At 61.8% G+C, this 19,056-nt stretch carries 15 protein-coding genes and 2 pseudogenes; 7 read left to right on the top strand and 10 right to left on the bottom strand.

The genetic code is table 11. The features are described from left to right. Window positions 1–15 precede the first annotated feature (15 nt). Together PQR42_RS05745 and PQR42_RS05740 are read left to right on the top strand one after the other, a co-directional pair. Window positions 16–174 (top strand): hypothetical protein, encoded by a 159-nt coding sequence (locus tag PQR42_RS05745; RefSeq protein WP_408216553.1) that lies wholly within the window; start codon window positions 16–18, stop codon window positions 172–174. A 1,181-nt stretch (window positions 175–1,355) separates the two neighbouring features. Further along, entirely contained in the window at window positions 1,356–1,610 is a 255-nt protein-coding gene (locus tag PQR42_RS05740) for a hypothetical protein (protein ID WP_408216555.1), read from the top strand. Window positions 1,611–1,813: 203 nt separating this feature from the next. On the opposite strand, the gene PQR42_RS05735 is transcribed toward PQR42_RS05740, so the two are convergent. From PQR42_RS05735 to PQR42_RS05695, 9 genes and pseudogenes are all read right to left on the bottom strand, one after another. Further along, window positions 1,814–2,017 carry a hypothetical protein gene (locus tag PQR42_RS05735; protein WP_408216558.1) on the bottom strand — a complete coding sequence of 68 codons (204 nt, stop codon included), beginning with the start codon at window positions 2,015–2,017 and terminating at the stop codon, window positions 1,814–1,816. A gap of 309 nt (window positions 2,018–2,326) precedes the next feature. Continuing rightward, window positions 2,327–3,337, bottom strand: a pseudogene (locus PQR42_RS05730) (Nramp family divalent metal transporter); the annotation flags it as partial. A 342-nt stretch (window positions 3,338–3,679) separates the two neighbouring features. Continuing rightward, window positions 3,680–3,859 (bottom strand): annotated as a pseudogene (locus PQR42_RS05725) (integrase); the annotation flags it as partial. 277 nt (window positions 3,860–4,136) lie between these two features. Beyond that, window positions 4,137–4,520, bottom strand: a complete 384-nt coding sequence (locus PQR42_RS05720) for a response regulator (protein WP_408216561.1) — start codon at window positions 4,518–4,520, stop codon at window positions 4,137–4,139. A 107-nt stretch (window positions 4,521–4,627) separates the two neighbouring features. Further along, a complete protein-coding gene (locus PQR42_RS05715; protein ID WP_408382974.1) occupies window positions 4,628–5,761 on the bottom strand; it encodes a sensor histidine kinase in 1,134 nt (377 codons plus the stop codon). 175 nt (window positions 5,762–5,936) lie between these two features. Beyond that, a complete protein-coding gene (locus tag PQR42_RS05710) occupies window positions 5,937–6,287 on the bottom strand; it encodes a hypothetical protein (protein ID WP_408216567.1) in 351 nt (116 codons plus the stop codon). Between the two features lie 156 nt (window positions 6,288–6,443). After that, window positions 6,444–7,910 carry an MFS transporter gene (locus tag PQR42_RS05705; RefSeq protein ID WP_408382972.1) on the bottom strand — a complete coding sequence of 489 codons (1,467 nt, stop codon included), beginning with the start codon at window positions 7,908–7,910 and terminating at the stop codon, window positions 6,444–6,446. Between the two features lie 142 nt (window positions 7,911–8,052). After that, on the bottom strand, window positions 8,053–10,002 hold the full coding sequence (locus PQR42_RS05700; RefSeq protein ID WP_408493584.1) for an aconitase family protein: 1,950 nt from the start codon (window positions 10,000–10,002) through the stop codon (window positions 8,053–8,055). Window positions 10,003–10,194: 192 nt separating this feature from the next. Next, complete coding sequence (locus PQR42_RS05695; protein ID WP_408382968.1) at window positions 10,195–11,097, bottom strand: LysR family transcriptional regulator; 903 nt, start codon at window positions 11,095–11,097, stop codon at window positions 10,195–10,197. 279 nt (window positions 11,098–11,376) lie between these two features. Here PQR42_RS05695 and PQR42_RS05690 point away from each other — a divergent pair, with 279 nt between their 5' ends. Next, on the top strand, window positions 11,377–12,936 hold the full coding sequence (locus tag PQR42_RS05690; RefSeq protein WP_408382966.1) for a serine hydrolase: 1,560 nt from the start codon (window positions 11,377–11,379) through the stop codon (window positions 12,934–12,936). Between the two features lie 10 nt (window positions 12,937–12,946). On the opposite strand, the gene PQR42_RS05685 is transcribed toward PQR42_RS05690, so the two are convergent. Beyond that, the gene (locus PQR42_RS05685) at window positions 12,947–13,267 is read right to left on the bottom strand and encodes a DUF1330 domain-containing protein (RefSeq protein ID WP_408178220.1); all 321 of its coding nucleotides are present in this window, start codon (window positions 13,265–13,267) and stop codon (window positions 12,947–12,949) included. Window positions 13,268–13,794: 527 nt separating this feature from the next. Here PQR42_RS05685 and PQR42_RS05680 point away from each other — a divergent pair. The 4 genes from PQR42_RS05680 (at window position 13,795) to PQR42_RS05665 (ending at window position 19,029) form a co-directional block, all read left to right on the top strand. Beyond that, window positions 13,795–14,514 (top strand): gluconate 2-dehydrogenase subunit 3 family protein, encoded by a 720-nt coding sequence (locus PQR42_RS05680; protein ID WP_408382964.1) that lies wholly within the window; start codon window positions 13,795–13,797, stop codon window positions 14,512–14,514. Then, a complete protein-coding gene (locus PQR42_RS05675; RefSeq protein WP_408382962.1) occupies window positions 14,514–16,292 on the top strand; it encodes a GMC family oxidoreductase in 1,779 nt (592 codons plus the stop codon). Before PQR42_RS05680 ends, PQR42_RS05675 begins: the two co-directional genes overlap by 1 nt. 68 nt (window positions 16,293–16,360) lie before the next feature. Beyond that, a complete protein-coding gene (locus PQR42_RS05670) occupies window positions 16,361–17,644 on the top strand; it encodes a c-type cytochrome (protein ID WP_408383029.1) in 1,284 nt (427 codons plus the stop codon). 191 nt (window positions 17,645–17,835) lie between these two features. Beyond that, the gene (locus PQR42_RS05665; protein ID WP_408382960.1) at window positions 17,836–19,029 is read left to right on the top strand and encodes a porin; all 1,194 of its coding nucleotides are present in this window, start codon (window positions 17,836–17,838) and stop codon (window positions 19,027–19,029) included. The last annotated feature ends 27 nt before the right edge of the window (window positions 19,030–19,056 follow it).

Genomic DNA, 19,056 nt, shown 5'->3' with positions numbered 1-19,056 from the left:
AATCCAGGAGGCGAGATGCTCAAGTTGGCGCTGTGGGCCATATTTGCCGTGCCGGTTTTCCTGGCTGGCCAGCTTGTCATACTTGCCCTGCTTCTCATCTTCGTAACTCTGAGCTGCCTGAATAAATTCACCACACCGCACGTTAAGCGGATCTCTGGCGCCCCGAAGGAGTGACGCCGCGATAGGCTGCAGCGCCATTCGCGGCACGGGCAATATGCCGGCGTCCTCTATGTGGGTAGAGGGATTGAGGTGGCGCTCAGATCTGGCCGATGATACCGCCCACCAGGATGCGCGTTTACCCGGTCACGGCTCCGGCGAGCAATATCATCCGCCCCCCGCACACGACACGCTGGTTGCCTGCCTCCGGTCGACGTTTCATGCGCACAGAGACTGGCGGCGTGAGGTTCTCGCCACTCGACACCTCCATAGCGACGTCGCTGTACAAGTGAAACTGCGTGTGCTTCAGTATGGCTCCGCGTAGCTCGGCATCATATGGATGTCCAGCCAGTGCTCGGCTCGCCCGCCGCCGACAGGCACACCGCAGGACTAGTCCAGTACAAGAAAAGTCTGCCCGCCGGATGAGCATTTTGAAGCCCGAATACCTCGCATCGACTCCATGTTGCGGGAACCGGCCGAGCAGCGCGAAGTTTCCACGGGCGGGAACCACCGTGGCCCATGGGCTGTCACTCTACGTCCCTGGAGGAACTTCGCCGGCTTTCCAACGTCCTCACACGCACCTGTAAATATATGAACATCGATACATATCTCGAACGGATGCTCGCACAAAAGATATCGAGGCGCGCGTTCGCGTGTCTCACATCACGAGGTAACGCTTCTTAAGTTTTCCTTCAGTATTCCGCGGTAGATTGGTTCCACACTATCAAGCGTTGCTGATTGCAACTCGGCGCCTAAGCTCGGCAGTAGACGTGGGTGTACATAAAACCTTGAGAGACCTGATGCCACGGGGAAACAGGTGGCGCCGCCATGGCGAATACTCGCGCAGCCTATGTGCTCCAAAGTGGCAAGAGGCTGTTCATGCATCAGCGGCGCTCTGCATCTGGACACACGGAACAGCGCTATCGCTGAAGTTCTCGGCGAATTTCGCAGACTGTACGGCGAACGGGAAGAACCACTCCTTCAGAAACTGCTTGCAGAGGATCTGCGACGTCGAGGCAAACGGGACGCCGCCGCGGCAGTGCTCGCCTTCAAATCGTCAGTTCGTGAGCGTGGCCAGCATGGCTCTGCTAGAGACGTCCATAACTGCTGCCGTTGGCCCCAGCAGAGCACTCCCGAATATTGCTGTTGGCAGAGAAACGGAGCCATAGGCACGGCTACTTACTCAATGGAGATCAACGATGCGACTCCCCAACAGCAGGTTCCGCGTCGACAGCGTTCCCACGTTCTCCGTCGGCCGCTTCTTTGCGCAAGCGCGGATTTTTCAGGCCCACTCCGCCACCCATGAACAGATCGAGATCTTCGCGGCCATCAACCTTCCAGATTTCGCCACTGAGGCTGAAGCGATCGCGTTCTCGAACAAATGGGCGGTTGGGTGGATCCATGAGAATCTTCTCGAAATCACTGCCACGAAGGGCGCATACGCCCAGCGATAGGTAGCGCGGATCCCGGAAACGCCACCCTTTTTTGGGCGCCCCAATTCGGACCCACGACAGTCGATCGTGCCTCACCAGCGAACGGTCTCAGAGACGGCATAAACGAGACAATCGCGACACCGGTTAATATCAAGCACAAGAGGCTCAAAGGATTGGAACCGCGCCCCGAGCGACGACGGTGAAGGGTCTGCTTTTTGTCACAACTACTTGCCTATGGATTTCCGGAGTGCGAGTATCGCCGTGAGGCTCTGTTTCAGTTCCGTCAGCGTCAGTTCGCACGCAGCGTAGTCTCCGCGACCAGCTTGCCGATGCTTTATCCGCTGTTGTTCCTCCCGGATGCGAGATAGCGTCAGGCGTATCACATCGTTCGCCTGTTTCCGGTAGTGCTGACTTTGTTGATCATCCATTGGTCGCCTCTCGAAGTCACTGCTGCAGTATAGGGCAGCAATACATGCCCCGACCTGCCATTGGCCCGCTTGCCCTCGTTATATCCAAATGGGTGCTGTCCTCCTGCAAGCGGACATCAATTTGCGGACGAAGAAGTGCTGTTCATGGCCCGCGTGGCGCCGGGCGTGTCGGTCGCATGTCAACCCGTTGCCAACAGTCGTGCGAGTACAAAGCAGACCTTCGCGGACTTCGTTAATCCGGCGGGACCGGACGTTCAGGGTGGCCGAGGGCGGTCGGCCATTTTCAGAAAGTCCGAGCGCAAGCGCGTCTCAAGTCAAACCGGAAATGCCCGCGATCTGTAGTAGCAGGATCAGGTTCAGAATCACCACTGCGACGGTGCCCGCTACTGCCGCGACTATCGTCAGGCGGCTATTGCAATAGCGTCCCATCAGCGCGCTGCGTGACGTGCATCACACCAGCGCGATCATTGGCACCGGCAAGGCGATGCTCATCACGACCTGACTCCATACCAGCGCACTGGTCGCATCGACACCTCACGCCACCACGACGAACGCCGGCACCATCGTGACGAGCCGCCGCAACCATACCGGAATGCGAAAGCCGACGCCCCCCTGCATGATCATCTGCCCAGCCATCGTGCCGACCACCGAACTCGAGATACCGGACGCGATCAGCGCGCCGAGGAACAAGCCTGCCGCGGCGCTGCCAAGTAGCGGGGTCAAGGTGTGCCAGGCAGTCTCGATACTGGCGATCTCCGGGTGCACCTGGTGGAAAGCGCTGGACGCCATGATCACCATGGCCATATTGATCAGACCCGCCACGCCCAGCGCAACCACCACTTCGATGTTTGAGAATGCGAGCAGCTTCGAGCGCTCGCGCTCGTTGTGCGGCGTCACACGATTCTGCATCAGGCCCGAATGCAGGAACAGGACATGCGGCATCACGGTCGCGCCCATGATCCCGCCTGAAATGGTCAATGCGTTGCGGTCCGGTATGCTCGGCGTAAAGGTATGCAGCAGCACCGCCGGCCACTGAACCGGTGCGATCAACAGTTCAGCCAGATACGAAAGGCCAATCACGCGGACCAGCGCGGCGATGAACAGCTCCAGTGGCCGGAAGCCTTTTCTATCGAACTGCAGCAGCGCATACGTGACGGCGCCGGTGACCGGCATGCTAGCCATCATTGGCAGATGCAGCAGTAATGACACGCCGATCGCGCCGCCCACGAACTCCGCGAGATCGGTCGCCATCGCGGCGATTTCGCTGGTCAGCCACATCACAATGACCCACGGCCCCGGCAACGATTCGCGGCATAGTTCGCAGGGAATACCGCAAAACTCGCGAGACATGCGCGGAGGCAACAGAACGCCCTCAGCGATGCGGCAGCGCGGATCGCAGGTACGAAGACAGGCCGTCCTTCAACGAAGAACAAAAAAAATCACAGAGAAGAGGCAAGTCCTCAAGGACCTTTACGGATTGCGCGAATCGGTGGAGGCAGGTTGCCCGCAAAAATGTTCGTGGCGCTGATTTGGTCACCAGCACGCAGCTGGTGTAGGACACCGCCCAGATTGCGAACATTGACCGTCCGCTCATGGGCGATAACGCTTTTGAGCGACGGCTTTCGGGCAGCGTTCTCCAGAAACCGGTATTGGCCCGACAACCTACACCTCCGTCTGTTTCGCCATCTCAAGTGCGTCATCTACCTCGATACCGAGGTATCGGACTGTATTTTCAAGTTTCGTGTGACCGAGCAACAACTGAACAGCCCTGAGGTTCTTCGTGCGACGATAGATGAGAGACGCCTTGGTCCGGCGCATCGTGTGGGTATCGTAGGCCGTGTCGACCCATTGCCGCCTTCCGGCAGGGTGCGTCTGAACGACAGTTTGCGGGGGCACGTCGGTCATTCGCGCGGTACAGTGGCTAGCACGTCATCAGGAAACTTGAGCATCCCAGGGTACAGTGCACTTCACAGACGAACAAAAAATCGGCCAGAATGAACTCGCTACATCTGCGAGGGAAGGCGATGAAGTCGATCAAATTGCGTGTGCCGCGAGAAGAGGCAGCCGATCTTCCCGACGACCTGGCGGCTTGTTCGACGAATTACACAGGATTCGCTGCTCAGCATGGAGCAAGCCCATGATTGATGGCAGCCAGGATGATCGGCAGCAGAACCGGCTTCACGAAATAGTGATCAAATCCGGCGCGCATCGACTCAGCCCGCTCAAATGGCAACGATAGACCACTCACCGCCACAAGCAGCGGCGCAGGTATCGCCTGAATACGTCGGATCGCTATCGCCACCGCGCGGCCGTCGAGATGCGGCATTTCGATGTCGAGCAACACTGCGGCCGGATACCATATGCAGTATTCGGCGAGCGCGTCAGCACCGTTCCCGGCGGTCCGAATTTCAAAACCCCGATCACAAAAAAACAACGCGTACCCCGCCAACATATCTGCATCGTCGTCAGCGATAAGCAGGCGTGCGCCCACAGCGATGGACATTGGCTTCCCCTAGTTGCTTTCTTATGAGCAATTTAAGGTCCCGGATACAGGTCAGCTCGCCAGTTTGTCGCGATTCACATAGGGCGAACCGTCAGAAACCATACTCATCATGCCGTTAATGCATATCGCGGCAGAGTAATGGTGAAGACGCAGCCGGTGCCCGGCATATCGCGGACACTCAAAATACCGTCGTTGGCCTCAACATTACGCCTCGCGATTGAAAGACCTAACCCCAGTCCGGTTCTATCCTCGCCGTTCTGGGTGAACGGCAGAAACATTCTTTCCGCATCACCGGGTGGGAGACCGCCGCAATGATCCTTCACATCGATCAGGATGCGATCCGACAACGCGTAGGCGTCCAACGTTACCTCGGTGTGGTGGTGAGTGAACTTAAGGGCATTTTGCAGCAGGTTTCCGACCGCCGAATAAAGCTGGTCACGATCCCCGCTGAAGGCAAGCCGCGAATCCACAGCAGAAACCGTCAGTGCGCATCCACGAGTCTGGGCCACAAGGTCAGCGGCATATTTCACCTCAGCGATGAAGTCCGCAACGGAAAACATCCTTGATTGCAAGGAAATTCCAGCTTCCGTACGAACCTCGTCCAGCGAGTGATCGATAAGATCGCGCAAGCCGTTCAGGCTCCGCTCCAAAACCGACCCCGTAGCCCCGGACAGGTTTAAATTTCCGGTCTTGGCTGCGGTAAACGCAAGCGTCGCGGTTTGAAGAAAATTACGCAATTCATGTGCGAAAAAACCCAGTCGCTCATGCATCTGGACGGCTTGCCTGTCCGCGACGGCGAAATCGCGCTGATAGCTGAATTCCGTGACCGCGTCGGCGATGGCATTGTCCAGGCAGCGGTTCAGGGTTCGAAACTCGTCGATCAGAAACGGAGCGTCGCGCTCGTATGCGAGATCTGTAATTGCCTGGCATAGGTCGCCGTAATCGTGAACGACCTGATCGACCGAAAACCCGAGGTCCAACAGCTCCCGCCCGTGCTGCGCCGCTGTCTCGCCGATTTCAGATAAAGATGCCCCGCCACCCGAAGGACCAGAAATCTTGCGACTGTTCATCGGCGCCGATGTCTGTTCCATCCGAAGTGTCCTGATGAGCTGATCCAGGAACAGTGGCACGCCATTTTGAAGTTGCTGCGCAGTTGCCTCGCGCGCAGGCCTTTGCGCTACCTTCGCTCGACACCGTTCTATCAAGGCATCGCGATTGTTCGCCAGAAAAACGTGCATCATGATGCGGCCCCTGGACGCCTACTCCGGCATTTTCGTAAATCACCCGCCGGCGCTGCCGGGCGCCACAGACTTGCGGACTCTTTAGAGTAGTAACTACCTGTACATTTTACGCGCTATGCGGGTTCGGGTACTTCTTTTCGGCGATCGCAGCAAAGCGATCGTACGCGGCACGCGGCTAACCTGTTTTCAGCTCGTCTTTACAAGCCGCGTAGATATTCCAGACGTTCGGCGAACGATAGTCCATTCGCCAGCCGTCCGTGAACAGTTTAGCAAGCGAGGCTGAGTCAGCGAAGTTGGGGCGCTCGGCAAAATCCAGCGCGACTTTCTCCGACAAAGGACTAAGGTACGCGCCCTCCAGCCAGTCGGCTTCTGCTCCATTACCGTTAAACCAGATATTCAGCAGCTCCACGCGACGATCGGTTCGCAGCCAACTGCCCGTACGCGCTCGCGCAACCAGTTGCCCCACCACCAGATAGCAGAGCAGTTCGGCACGGGCTTCGTCATCAAGTTTGCTCGGTTTGGTCATCTATCGTCCGGTGCCGCGTTGGATGGGTGCAAGCTCCCAGTCTACGGCAACGCGCGAGTACAGGGGCGCGTGGAAAGACGGCCGTGCTTGACGTGCATATAGGTTTCGGCGGCGCACGCCTGGATCAACGAGCGCCCGGTAGAGCACGGCGTCCTGTCATTTTGAGATTTTCTCGAGCTCGAGCCCCTTCGTACGCGGCCCCATTAATCCAATCGCGAGCATGACTATTAGCATCGCACCAGCGATAAAGACGAACACCCCAGTAGTGCCAAACTCCTTCAACACCGCGGCAATCAGAAACGCCGTGAAGATTGCGGAAAAGCGGCTCCACGAATAAACGAAGCCCACTGCCCGCGCACGGATGCTGGTTGGAAAGAGTTCGGCCTGATAGGCATGAAAGCTGTACGAAATGATATTACCGGCAAGCGTCAGACACACCCCGAGGCTCACCAGCAACACCGCGCCCGATGCCTGGCTGAACCATACCCCGCAGACAATATTCATGGCCGCCATCACCACAATCACCGTTTTGCGTTCGAAGCGGTCGCCGATAAAGAGCCCGATAATCGGACCGATTGGCGCAGCCAAAGCGATCACGCTCGAGTACATCAGGCTCGTGGTGATCGTAATGCCCTGCTTGATCAGCAGTGTGGGCACCCAATTCGCGAAACCGTAGAAGCCCACGGTCTGGAAGATATTGAAGATCGTCATCATCAGCGTGCGGCTGCGGTACGGCGGCACCCACATATCGCGGAAGCCGCCGCGCGGTGCGACCGGCGCCGGCGGCGCGGGCGGCGGCAACTCGCGCCCGTACTCGCGACGCACTTTCGCTTCAAGTTCGGTCATCACACGATCGGCTTCGGCAAGACGTCCTTGCTGCGCGAGCCAGCGCGGGCTTTCCGGCAACGCTCGACGGATCCACCACACGAAGAGCGCGCCATGTGCGCCGATCAGCACGACCCAACGCCAGCCGTCGAGGCCGAGCAGCGTGCGCGGCACCAGCAGATACGACAGAAACGCCACCACGGGCACCGCGGTAAAGCCGACCGCCTGCTCGCACGCAAACGCGCGGCCGCGAATCTGCTTGGGCACCAGCTCGGAGATGTACGTGCCGATCGTCACCAGTTCGACGCCGATGCCGATCCCCGCCACGAAGCGCCAGAAGTTCAACCCGGTCGCCGTTTCCTGAAATGCCATCACGACATTAGCCGCCGTGTACCAAAGTAGCGAATACGTAAACACGGCCCGGCGTCCGAAGCGATCCGCCAGAAACCCGCACGCGATCGTGCCGATAAAGAGGCCGCTGAACAGCGCCGCGATAAAACTCGCGACGCCGGTCGAGCCGAACAGGCCATGCGTGGTCGCCGTCAGCAGACCGCTTTTGACGAGGCCCGGCGCGACGTAGCCGGAGTACAGCAGATCGTAGAGTTCGAAGAAGAAGCCGAGGCTCAGCAGCACCACCAGCTTCCATATGGAACGCGTGGCGGGCAGCCGGTCGAGGCGCGCGGAAATGCTGCCGGCGTCGAGCGGCGCGGCCGCAGCGGCGCGATTGGCCGCGCTATCGGAATGTGCAGCGCCGCCGCTCTTCTTCGCGAGCGAGCCGGCGTGATCTGGGGATGCCATTTTGTCTGTCTCCTATCCCAAGCAACATCGTTGCCGATGATTCTGGCGAAGATAAGCCTCGCCGGACCGGTCTCATGCCGGCCTCTCGTACTTTCGCGCCTCACACGCACCACGATGCCGGGCCCAAGGTCCGGCCAGCATTCTAGCCGCGTGCGCGCTTCAATTGTTCGAAGGTCGTGATTTTTCCGGCCAGCGCGCTCGCCGCCACCGTGTACGGACTCGCGAGCCACACATTGCCCGGCCCCGAACGGCCCGGGAAATTACGATTGATCGCGCTGATCGTCACCTCGTTCGCCTCGGCCGATTGACCCGGCCCGCAATTCGCGCACGACCCGCAGCCCGGCATGACGAGCGTCACGCCCGCGCGTTCGAAGACCGGCAAATAGCCCTGGTCCTCGCAATACGCGCGCACTGCCATGGTGCCGAACTGCAGGAACAGACGCGTCCCCTCGGGCACGCGAATGCCTTGCTCGACACCCCAGCGCAGCACCTCGTAATAGAAATCGAAGTCTTCGCGCTTGCCCGCGGTACATGAACCACCGTAAGCGATATCGATCGCGACGTCCTGCTCCAGTTGGGGCGCCGGCACGCCATTGCCGGGATCGCCGGGGCGCGCGAGCATCGGCTCGATGGCGTTTGCGTCGATCCGGATCGTGTCGCGATAAATCGCCCCCGCGTCGCTTTTCATCCAGTTTTCAAGCGTGAAATCGACGCCGCGCCGCTCCTTGAGAAACGCCACCGTGCGTTCGTCCGGCTCGACGATGCCGGTGAAGCCACCCAGTTCCGCGACCATGTTGGTCAAGGTCGCGCGCTCATCGATCGACATTGCGCGCACGGCCGCGCCGCCGTATTCGAACACGAGGCCGATCGCGCCGCCCGAGCGGATCGCGTCCATCTGCAGCAGATGCAGCACCACGTCCTTCGCGGTCACGCCGTCGCGCAAATGACCGCTGATTTCGATGCGTAAGGTCTCCGGCACCTTGCAGCGCACATAACCCGTCACCCAGCTATTGGCGATTTCCGTTGCGCCCGCACCGAATGCAAGGCAGCCGAGCGCGCCCGAATGCGGCGTATGCGAATCGGTGCCGCACGCCACCTGTCCCGGCAACGCGTATTGCTCGGCCATCAACGCGTGACAGATGCCTTCGGAGCCCGGCATGCTATCGAGCGCGCCGTGCGAGCGCACCGGATAGTCGCGCGAGAACGACGTATGCCCTTCCATCAGATTGGCGACGCCCGGCAGCAAACCGTCGCGCACGTGCGGAATGCTCTGCGATGCGAGCACCAGATGATCCTGGAACGCGATGATGTGATCCGGCGCATGCAGCGGCGCCGGCTTGCCGAACGCGCGATGCATCAGGTGCCCGCACATGCCGGTGAAGTAGTCATGGCTGAAGCGCCAGTCCGCGGCGATGAACACACCGTCGCCGCGCTGCGCGCCCACGCTGCCCGGATGCAGATGCCGTTCGATGATCTTCTCGACCAGCGTCTTCGGCTCCGCGGCCTGCGCCACATGAACGCTATCGTCCACGCGCGGCGCGGGCCAGTCGGCAAACTTGCTGTAGGCGAGCAGGCCGCCGCTGCGAATGATCTGCTGCGTGAGCGCGTCGCGGCCTTTGAGAAATTCGTCGATGGGTACCGCTTCTCCCGCGATCAAACGATCGAGCACGGAAAAGTCGGTGGTGGTGAGAATGCCGATGTTGTCGCAATTCTGCTGATAGATCCGCTCGAAGCTCTCCGCGACGATCAGCCGGATACCGGCCGAGAGTTCCGCCAACGGACTCGATTCGCGCGATGAACCCTTGCCGTAGCGCTTGCCCGCCACCGTCACCTGGAAGCCGCCGTTCTTCACCGCATCGCGGCCAATCGGCATGCGCTCGCCGGCCTTGAAGCCGACGTACGGATACTGGCCGAGGCGTTCGTCGTATGTGAGCATCACGGTGACCGGCGTGATCTCGTCGGTGGAGACGTTATCGCGTAGCGAGCCGGCCGTGGCGCGCGTGAAGTTCTCGCCGGCGAGTTGCGCCTCGATCACCGCGGGGTCCTGGGACAGGTACAGCACGCGGCCGTCCAGACGAATCGTGTCGCTCATAGGCATTCTCCTTGCGCTCACTATACGGCGCGCGCGGGCAATGCCGAAGTGCCGGTCCGGCAACGCAGACCTCTCGTTTGGCGATGATCGGTGCGATCGTGCCCGACACGGTCCGGGCGTTGGCGCGCCGCCGCCGGCATACGACAGCCGGCAGCCGACACGCCTCCGTCGATTCGTCCGCCGTGGCTCGCGTCAAACGCCCTTGCCGAGAAACCCGACCAGCGCCGCCGCGCTCGCGCTCAACTGGTCGCGCGCCTTGAAGATCAGGATGAGGCGGCGCACCGCCCACGCATCGCTCAAGGACAGCAGGCTCACGTCGAGTGCATTCACATAGAGCAGCCCGACCTGCTCGGGCACGACCGCGATGCCGAGCCCGGCATGCACCATCCGGCAAAGCGCGTCGAGACTGCTGACGCGAATCTTCACGTCGAGTTGCCGCCCCGCAGCAGCCGCCTGCTGCGTGAGCAGTTGCGTCAGCGCGCTCTCGCTGCGCAGGCCGACGAAGCTGTCGTCGAGCAGTTCGTCGAACGTCACACGCAACGCGCCGGCGAGTCGATGGCCGCCCGGCACCAGCACCGCGAGACGATCCTGCCGGTACGGCACCTGTTCGAACGCCTCGCTGCCGGCCACCGGATTACAGATGCCGAAGTCCGCCGCGTGCTCATCGACGATCCGCAGCACGTCGGCGCTGTTTTCCTCTTCCAGTTCGATCGACACTTCCGGGAACGCGCGCCCGAACGCGGCCACGTCTTCCGGCAGAAACTGCACGATCGAGGACAGATTCGCCACCACCCGCACGCGCCCTTTCGCGCCCGACGAAAAGCGCGACAGCTCCGCGCTCATCTGCTCGATATTGCCGATGATCGCCAGCGCGTAGCGCAGCACGGTCTCGCCGACCGGCGTCACGGTGATGCCGCGCGACTGGCGCTGGATCACCGGCAAACCGATCACCGCCTCGATCTCGGCGATGCGCCGGCTGACGGCGGACGATGCGATGAACTCGCGCTCCGCCGCGCGCGCGATGTTGCGCTCCTGGCAGACGGCGACGAACAGGCGCAGCGAGGTGAGGTCGAGTTTCTTGAGAAGGTTTTCCATTGTTGCTTCTTCATACGCGTGAGGCCGAAGAACTCGATAGCGAACCCGGCATCAGGATGAAGGCATCTACGCAAAAAAGATGGGCAAGTGTAACGCTCTTCTCCAAGCCAGAATGCCTGCCATTCCCGCAACCGGCTTTCGATTCGCTTCTTTGCTGCCTACACTAGGCAACGCAACGTAACGCATGCGAAATGTAAGCGACGCGACGCGTCAAGCCGTCACGGCCGCCGTACGAGCCTGGATTCAAACAAGCCAGAAGACGTTATCCGGAGACACGACATGACCTCAGTGCAAGGACGCCGGCGCTTTCTCGGCGCGGCGCTATGCGGGGCCGTCACTGCATGCGGCGGTTCCAATGAATTGAACAATTCGGGCAGCGGCGGCAACACCAATCCAAACGGGCCTGTGCCCGATTCCCAGATCGACGCCGCCCTCGCGCAACTGGACACCCTTGTCAACAATCTCATGACCAGCACCGGCGTGCCCGGTATGTCGGTCGCCGTGGTGCGCAATCTGCAAACGGTCTATGCGAAGGGCTTCGGCACGCGGCTGATCGGCTCGGGCCTCGCCGTGGATGCCGACACGGTGTTCCAGCTCGCGTCGCTGTCGAAGCCGGTCGGCTCCATGGTGGTCGCGCATCAGGTTGGCATCGGCACGGTATCGTGGGATACACCCTTGCGCTCGCATCTGCCGTGGTTCACGCTGGCGGATCCGACCGTGAGCGCGCAAGTCACCGTCGGCGACATGTATGCGCACCGCTCCGGCTTGCCCGATCACGCAGGCGATCTGCTGGAAGACATGGGCTACGATCAGACCACCATCCTCGAACACCTGCGTTTTTTGCCGCTGGCGCCGTTCCGCCGTTCGTATGCCTATACGAACTTCGGCCTGACGGCGGGGGCGATCTCGGTGGCCACTGCCACCGGACTCGACTGGGCAACGTTCTCGGATCGCACGCTCTACCAGCCGCTCGGCATGACGAGCACGAGTTCGCGCTACGCGGATTTCATCGCCCGCGCGAACCGGGCCACCGGTCATGTGCAACGCAACGGCCAATGGGTCGTCGGCTTGGGCTCGATGCCGGATGCGCAAGCGCCCGCGGGCGGCGTGAGCTCCTCCGCGAACGACATGGCGAAGTGGCTGACGCTAATGCTGGGCCAGGGCGTGTTCAACGGCACGCGCATCGTCGACACCGCCGCGCTCAACGCGGCGATCAGCCAGCAATCGCAGATCCAGCCGGCCGGCAACGGCCAGAACGCGTCCTACTATGGCTTCGGCTTCAACGTCGGCACCACCGCGGCGGGGCGCGCGACATACAGTCATTCGGGCGCATTCGGCGCAGGCGCCGCGACCAATTTCGTGGTGGTGCCGTCGACGGGCTGCGCGATCGTTGCGCTCACCAATGGCTATCCGCTCGGCGTGCCGGAAACGCTCACCGCGCAGTTCTTCGATATCGTGCAGTTCGGCTCCATCCAACGCGACTGGTTTGCGGCTTATAGCGAGGCGTTTGCGGACCTCAACAAACCGGCCGGCTCGCTCGTCGGCGTGACGCCTCCTGCAGCGCCGCTGCCCGCGCGGGCGCTGTCCACCTATACGGGCACCTATAACAACGACTATTACGGGCCGATCCAGATCTCGGCGGCGAACGGCGCCCTGCTCCTGACGATCGGCGCCACGCCCTTGCGCCTGCCGCTTTCGCACTGGGACGGCGATACCTTCACCTTCAAGCTCGTCAACGAAAACGCCGCGCCGGGGACGATCTCCAAGGTGTCGTTCCTGAGCACTCAGGTGACGCTCGAGTACTACAACGCGGAAGGCCTCGGGACATTCACGCGTTGATGCCGCGCGTTCATCTCAGGATATCGGCCGCCTTGTGCCGCTCGTCCACGCCGTCGATCAGGATCACCGGCCCGCGCGCATGCCGCGTGCGCAATGGCAGGATGCGCTGATACGCGTCCGATGCGTACCAGGCGCGCGCGGCGGCGAGATCGGGGAACGCAATCGCAATCAGATCGCCGTGCCATTCGCCTTCGAGTATTTCGGGGCGTGCGCCGTGCACGATGAAATGGCCGTCGAACGGCGCGAGCGTGCCGTCGATGCACTCGAGATATTCGACGATGTCGTCACCCAGTTCGACGTCGTGCAGATGGGCAATCGCGTAGGCGGTCATAGTGAGGCTCCTGGCAGTGGGTGGATGCGAAATGAAAATTCGCATACCGCCCATGGTCGCCTCGCGTATGACGCACGTCGATTACGTGAGAGGTAAAGAAAACTAGCGCTCGGCGCGAGCGGTGCGACGAATCAAAGTCAAAGTCCTGGGTTCGTGGCGATCTATTTTCCGCGTTGATCGCCGGTCGTTCGCGCGGTGGTCAGCGGTGAGTGTCCGTTGATATCCCCGCGAACCGCGAGCATTTTTAATAACTTCGCGTCGGCGGCGACTCAGCTGTTTCCTTCTCGCAACAGCCGGCGTCTGATCATTAGCGTTTGAAGAAAAGTTGCCGCCGCCCTATGCTGGATCGAAACTCCTCTTGATTTAAAAGACCTTTTTCGTCGAAGCGACGCATTTCATCACTCCACGAAACAGCTTGTTGTAAAAAAGATAAAAGACTTTGGAACCGGTTCCATTTATCATCCCGCCGGCAATCCGATGACTGCCCGGAACGCAATGGCGCGCTCCAATCTGGTGACTAGAACAACATGCCCTCATCCCCTATTAGCTCTCGCCGCGGCTTTTTACGCACGGCTATCGCTCTGGTTCCGGCCGGCACGCTCGCCGGCTGCGAGGTCAAGCAATCCACGACCGCCGTCGCGCCGGGTCCGAGCGCGAACGCGTCCGGCGCGGACTACAAGCCGCATTTCTTCGACGCGAAGGAATGGGCGTTCATCCACGCCGTGGTCGACCGCCTGATTCCATCGGACAGCGAAGGTCCCGGCGCCGTCGAAGCGGGCGTGCCCGAGTTCATCGACCGGCAGATGGACACGCCGTACGCGCATGGCGCGCTCTGGTACATGCAGGGTCCGTTCGCGCAAGGCGCGCCCGAACTCGGCTATCAGCTGAAGCTGGTGCCGCGCGATCTGTACCGGCTCGGCATCGCGGCCGTCAACGCGTACTGCACGAAGACCTACGCGCATCCCTTCGACGCGCTCGACGCCGCCACGCGCGACACCGTGCTCGGCGCGCTCGAGAAAGGCAAGGTCGATCTCGCGGACGTACCGGCCGAGGTGTTCTTCGGACAGCTGTTGCAGAACACCCGCGAAGGCTACTTCTGCGATCCAATCCACGGCGGCAATCGCGACATGGGCGGCTGGAAGATGATCGGCTTCCCCGGCGCACGCGCCGATTTCATGGACTTCGTCAATCAGAACGGCGCGGCCTATCCGTATGGGCCTGTGTCGATCGAAGGAAAGCGCACCTGATGTCTACTCAAACCAAACCGCACGTCGATGCGGTGATCGTCGGATTCGGCTGGACCGGTGCGATTCTCGCGAAGGAACTCACCGAGGCCGGCCTGAAAGTAGTCGCGCTCGAACGCGGCGAGTATCGCGACACTTATCCGGACGGCGCGTATCCGAACACCATCGACGAGTTGACCTACAACGTCCGCAAGAAGCTGTTCCTCGATCTCTCGAAGACCACCGTGTCGATCCGTCATGCGCCGAACGATACCGCCCTGCCGTATCGCCAGTTGGCTGCGTTCCTGCCGGGCGAAGGGGTCGGCGGCGCGGGGCTGCACTGGTCGGGCGTGCATTTCCGCATCACGCCGGAAGAGCTGCGCCTGAAGAGCCACTACGAGGAACGCTACGGCAAGCGCTTCATTCCCGAAGGCATGACGATTCAGGACTACGGCGTCAGCTACGAAGAACTCGAACCGCATTTCGACTTCGCCGAGAAAGTGTTCGGCACCTCGGGCCAGGCGTACAAGGTCAACGGCAAGGTAGTCGGCGACGGCAACGTGTTCGAAGCGCCGCGCAGCGACAACTTCCCGCTCGCCGCTCAACTGAACACGTATTCGGCTGAGCGCTTCGGCAAGGCCGCGCGCGAACTCGGGCTGAATCCGTACCGTCTGCCATCCGCGAATACGTCGGGGCCGTACACGAACCCGTACGGCGTGCAGATGGGCCCGTGCAACTTCTGCGGATTCTGCAGCGGCTACGCGTGCTACATGTATTCGAAGGCCTCGCCGAATCTGAACATTCTGCCGGCGCTGAAGCAGTCGCCCAACTTCGAATTGCGCTCGCGCTGCCACGTGTTGCGCGTCGAACTCGACGATACGAAAAAGCGCGCCAAAGGCGTGACGTATGTCGATCCGGCGGGCAACGAAGTGTTCCAGCCGGCCGATCTGGTGATCGTCGCGGCGTTCCAGTATCACAACGTCCATCTGCTTCTGCTGTCGGGCATCGGCAAGCCGTATGACCCAATCTCGGGCGAAGGCGTGGTCGGCCGCAATTTCGCGTATCAGAACCTCTCGACCATCACCGCGTTCTTCGACAAGGACACCTTCACCAATCCGTTCATCGGCGCGGGCGGCAACGGCGTCGCGGTCGATGATTTCAACGCCGACAACTTCGATCATGGCCCGCTCGGCTTCGTCGGCGGTTCGCCGTTGTGGGTGAATCAGGCGGGCACCAAGCCGATCAGCGGCATCGCGACGCCGGCCGGCACGCCGAACTGGGGCGCCGACTGGAAGAAGTCGGTGAAGGATCACTACGCGCACACCATTTCGATGGACGCGCACGGCAGCAACATGTCGTACCGCGACGTGTTCCTCGACCTCGATCCGACCTACCGCGATTCGTACGGCCAGCCGCTGTTGCGCATGACCTTCGACTGGAAGGACAACGACATCAGGATGGCGCGCTACGTGACCGGCCAGATGCAGAAGATCGCGCAGCAGATGGGTCCGAAGTCGATCAACGTCTATACGCGCGAATTCGGCGCGCACTTCGACTCGCGCCGCTATCAGACCACTCACCTGGTGGGCGGCGCGGTGATGGGCACCGATCCGAAGACGAGCGTGCTGAACCGCTACCTGCAAAGCTGGGACGTGCACAACGTGTTCGTGATGGGCGCCTCGGCGTTCCCGCAAGGCATCGGCTACAACCCGACCGGCCTCGTCGCGGCGCTGGCCTACTGGTCGGCGCGGGCGATCCGCACGCAGTATCTGAAGAACCCCGGGCCGCTGGTGAGCGTATGACGAAGAAGAACGATATCCAACGCCTCGCGCAGGCGATCAGACGCGTGGGCGCGGCGGCTGTGCTCGGTATGACCACACTTGCCGCGCATGCAGCAGCGCCACAAAACCAGAGCAACGCGGCGCTGATCGCGCACGGCGAGTATCTCGCGCGGGCCGGCGATTGCATCGCGTGTCACTCGGCGCCCACGGGCAAGCCCTTCGCCGGTGGCCTGAAGTTCGACACGCCGATCGGCGCGATCTACTCGACCAATATCACGCCGGACCGCAATACCGGCATTGGCGCGTGGACCTTCGCGCAGTTCGATCGCGCCGTGCGCGCCGGCGTGAAGCCGAACGGCGACACGCTGTATCCGGCCATGCCGTTCCCATCGTATGCACGTCTGAGCGAAGACGACATGCACGCGCTGTATGCGTACTTCACGCAAGGCGTCGCGCCGGTGAACCAGGCGAACAAGCCGGTCGATATCGTCTGGCCGCTGTCGATGCGCTGGCCGCTCGGTATCTGGCGCCATCTGTTCGCGCCCGAGCCGGTTTCGTTCGACGCAAAGCGTTACGCCGATCCGGTGGTCGCACGCGGCGCCTACCTTGTGCAAGGCCTCGGCCATTGCGGCGCGTGCCACACACCGCGCGCGGCGACGATGCAGGAACGCGCGTTGAGCGACCTCGACGGCCCGGCGTTTCTCGCGGGCGGCGCGACGATCGACGGCTGGATTCCGTCGAGCCTGCGCGGCAATCCGCGCACCGGCGTCGGTGCGTGGAGCGAAGCCGATCTCGTGCAATTCCTGAAGACCGGACGCACGCAGCACAGCGCGGCCTTCGGCGGCATGACGGATGTCGTGCAACACAGCATGCAGCACATGAGCGACGCCGATCTCACCGCGATGGCGCGTTATCTGAAGACGCTGCCGTCGACGGATCCCAAGGAAACGCCCTACGCGTACGACGACACGGCCGCGCGCGCCCTGCGCATGGGCGACGCCACGGCTCCTGGCGCCGCCGTCTATCGCGACAACTGCACGGCCTGCCACCGCAGCGACGGCCGCGGCTACAACCGCGCGTTTCCGGCGCTGGGCGGCAATCCGGTCGTGCAGGGCAAGGACGCGAGTTCGCTGATTCACGTGCTGCTCACCGGTAGCACGCTCGAAGGCACGAAGACCGCGCCCTCCTCGTTCACAATGCCGGCCTTCGGCTGGCGCCTGAACGACCAGGAAGTCGCGGACGTGACCAACTTCGTGCGCAACAGTTGGGGCAACACCGGTCCGACGGTCAGCGCGACGGACGTCGCCAAAGTCCGCAAGACCGTCACGGTGCACGCGCCCGAGATGCCGCCGGGCGCTGCGCTGAGCCACTGATCGCACGCGGCGCTGTGGCGTGTCTCTCCAAGGGATGCGCCGCAATCCAGGCAAGCGCCGCCGCGCACACCCTTCCCCCGCTTCACGCAGTCCGCTCCGTTGTTCAGGAGCGGGCTTCCGTGTGCGCGGAAAAAAGAGAGATCGCCATTCAGGCGACTTGAGATAGAAGTTCCAACCAGGCTATGACTACGATGAAAAAGCAATGGATCGCCGCACCCCTTTTGATGTCGTTTGCCGGCATTGCGTCCGCGCAGAGTTCGGTCGTGTTGTACGGCATCGTCGATGCGGGCGTTTCGTACCGCAGCAACGAGCGCACCGGCACCACAGGCAACTATAGCGGCCACTCGAACGTCGCCGTGACGAGCGGCAACCTGTCCGGCAGCCGCTGGGGCATCAAGGGTCAGGAGGACCTGGGCGGCGGCTGGAACGCTTTGTTCCAGCTCGAGGACGGCTTCGACATCACGAACGGCAAGACCGGCCAGAACGGTGGCCTGTTCGGCCGTCAGGCGTACGTGGGTATCGGCAGCAAGCAGTACGGCACGATCACGCTGGGCCGCCAGTACACGTCGCTGAACGACTTCGTCTCGCCCGTCGCCCCGGTGGCGATGGTCGGCGGTTACGGCGCGCATCCGGGCGACATCGACGATCTGGACCAGACCGCGCGCGTCAACAACTCGATCAAGTACACGAGCGCGAACTATGCAGGCTTCACGTTCGGCGCGCTGTACGGTTTCGGCGGCCAGCCCGGCAGCCTGAAGCAGCAGAACACATGGAGCGTGGGCGCCGCCTACGGCAACGGTCCGCTGCATGTAGGTGTCGGCTACGAGCGCTCCGACAATAGCAAGACCGGCACGCAAGACACGACGTACGGCAAGTGGAACGGCACGGACGACGGCCTGTTCAATTCATCGATCAACGAAGGCTACGCGAGCGCGCAATCGCAACAGATCATCGCGACGGGCGCGACGTACGACTTCGGTCCGGCGATCGTCGGCGTGAATTACAGCAACGTGCAATACCGCTCCGGCGCCGACTCGCTGTTCAAGGGACACGCCACGTTCAACATCGCGGGCGTGTTCGGACAATGGACGATCCGTCCGGCCGTGCAACTGTTCGCAGGCTATAGCTACACGCGTGGCGGCGAAGTGGATGGCGTGGATGAACGCGCGCAATATCACAACGTGACACTCGGCGCGCAGTATGCGCTGTCCAAGCGTTCGAGCGTCTACCTGATGGGCGGTTATCAACACGCGTCGGGCGGCACACTGGATGCGCTCGGCAATCCGGTCGCGGCCACCGCGTCGGTCAGCGACAAGGGCAATGGACACTCGTCGGCGGCACAGTCGCAGGCGATCGTCAGCATCGGCGTGCGACACAAGTTCTGATGCTTAAGTGCGGCGCTGGAATGCGCC

The sequence above is a fragment of the Paraburkholderia sediminicola genome (assembly GCF_046027355.1).
GTDB classification, from domain to species: domain Bacteria; phylum Pseudomonadota; class Gammaproteobacteria; order Burkholderiales; family Burkholderiaceae; genus Paraburkholderia; species Paraburkholderia sediminicola_B.
The sequence above is the reverse complement of the archived record's forward strand: the minus strand, read 5'-3'. Positions and strand labels throughout refer to the sequence as shown.

Coding starts and splice junctions, on each gene's coding strand:
- PQR42_RS05665 (WP_408382960.1), top strand. CDS start 17,836: ATGAAAAAGCAATGGATCGCCGCACCCCTTTTGATGTCGTTTGCCGGC.
- PQR42_RS05680 (WP_408382964.1), top strand. CDS start 13,795: ATGCCCTCATCCCCTATTAGCTCTCGCCGCGGCTTTTTACGCACGGCT.
- PQR42_RS05685 (WP_408178220.1), bottom strand. CDS start 13,267: ATGACCGCCTACGCGATTGCCCATCTGCACGACGTCGAACTGGGTGAC.
- PQR42_RS05695 (WP_408382968.1), bottom strand. CDS start 11,097: ATGGAAAACCTTCTCAAGAAACTCGACCTCACCTCGCTGCGCCTGTTC.
- PQR42_RS05720 (WP_408216561.1), bottom strand. CDS start 4,520: ATGTCCATCGCTGTGGGCGCACGCCTGCTTATCGCTGACGACGATGCA.
- PQR42_RS05670 (WP_408383029.1), top strand. CDS start 16,361: ATGACCACACTTGCCGCGCATGCAGCAGCGCCACAAAACCAGAGCAAC.
- PQR42_RS05690 (WP_408382966.1), top strand. CDS start 11,377: ATGACCTCAGTGCAAGGACGCCGGCGCTTTCTCGGCGCGGCGCTATGC.
- PQR42_RS05740 (WP_408216555.1), top strand. CDS start 1,356: ATGCGACTCCCCAACAGCAGGTTCCGCGTCGACAGCGTTCCCACGTTC.
- PQR42_RS05715 (WP_408382974.1), bottom strand. CDS start 5,761: ATGATGCACGTTTTTCTGGCGAACAATCGCGATGCCTTGATAGAACGG.
- PQR42_RS05710 (WP_408216567.1), bottom strand. CDS start 6,287: ATGACCAAACCGAGCAAACTTGATGACGAAGCCCGTGCCGAACTGCTC.
- PQR42_RS05675 (WP_408382962.1), top strand. CDS start 14,514: ATGTCTACTCAAACCAAACCGCACGTCGATGCGGTGATCGTCGGATTC.
- PQR42_RS05700 (WP_408493584.1), bottom strand. CDS start 10,002: ATGAGCGACACGATTCGTCTGGACGGCCGCGTGCTGTACCTGTCCCAG.
- PQR42_RS05705 (WP_408382972.1), bottom strand. CDS start 7,910: ATGGCATCCCCAGATCACGCCGGCTCGCTCGCGAAGAAGAGCGGCGGC.
- PQR42_RS05745 (WP_408216553.1), top strand. CDS start 16: ATGCTCAAGTTGGCGCTGTGGGCCATATTTGCCGTGCCGGTTTTCCTG.
- PQR42_RS05735 (WP_408216558.1), bottom strand. CDS start 2,017: ATGGATGATCAACAAAGTCAGCACTACCGGAAACAGGCGAACGATGTG.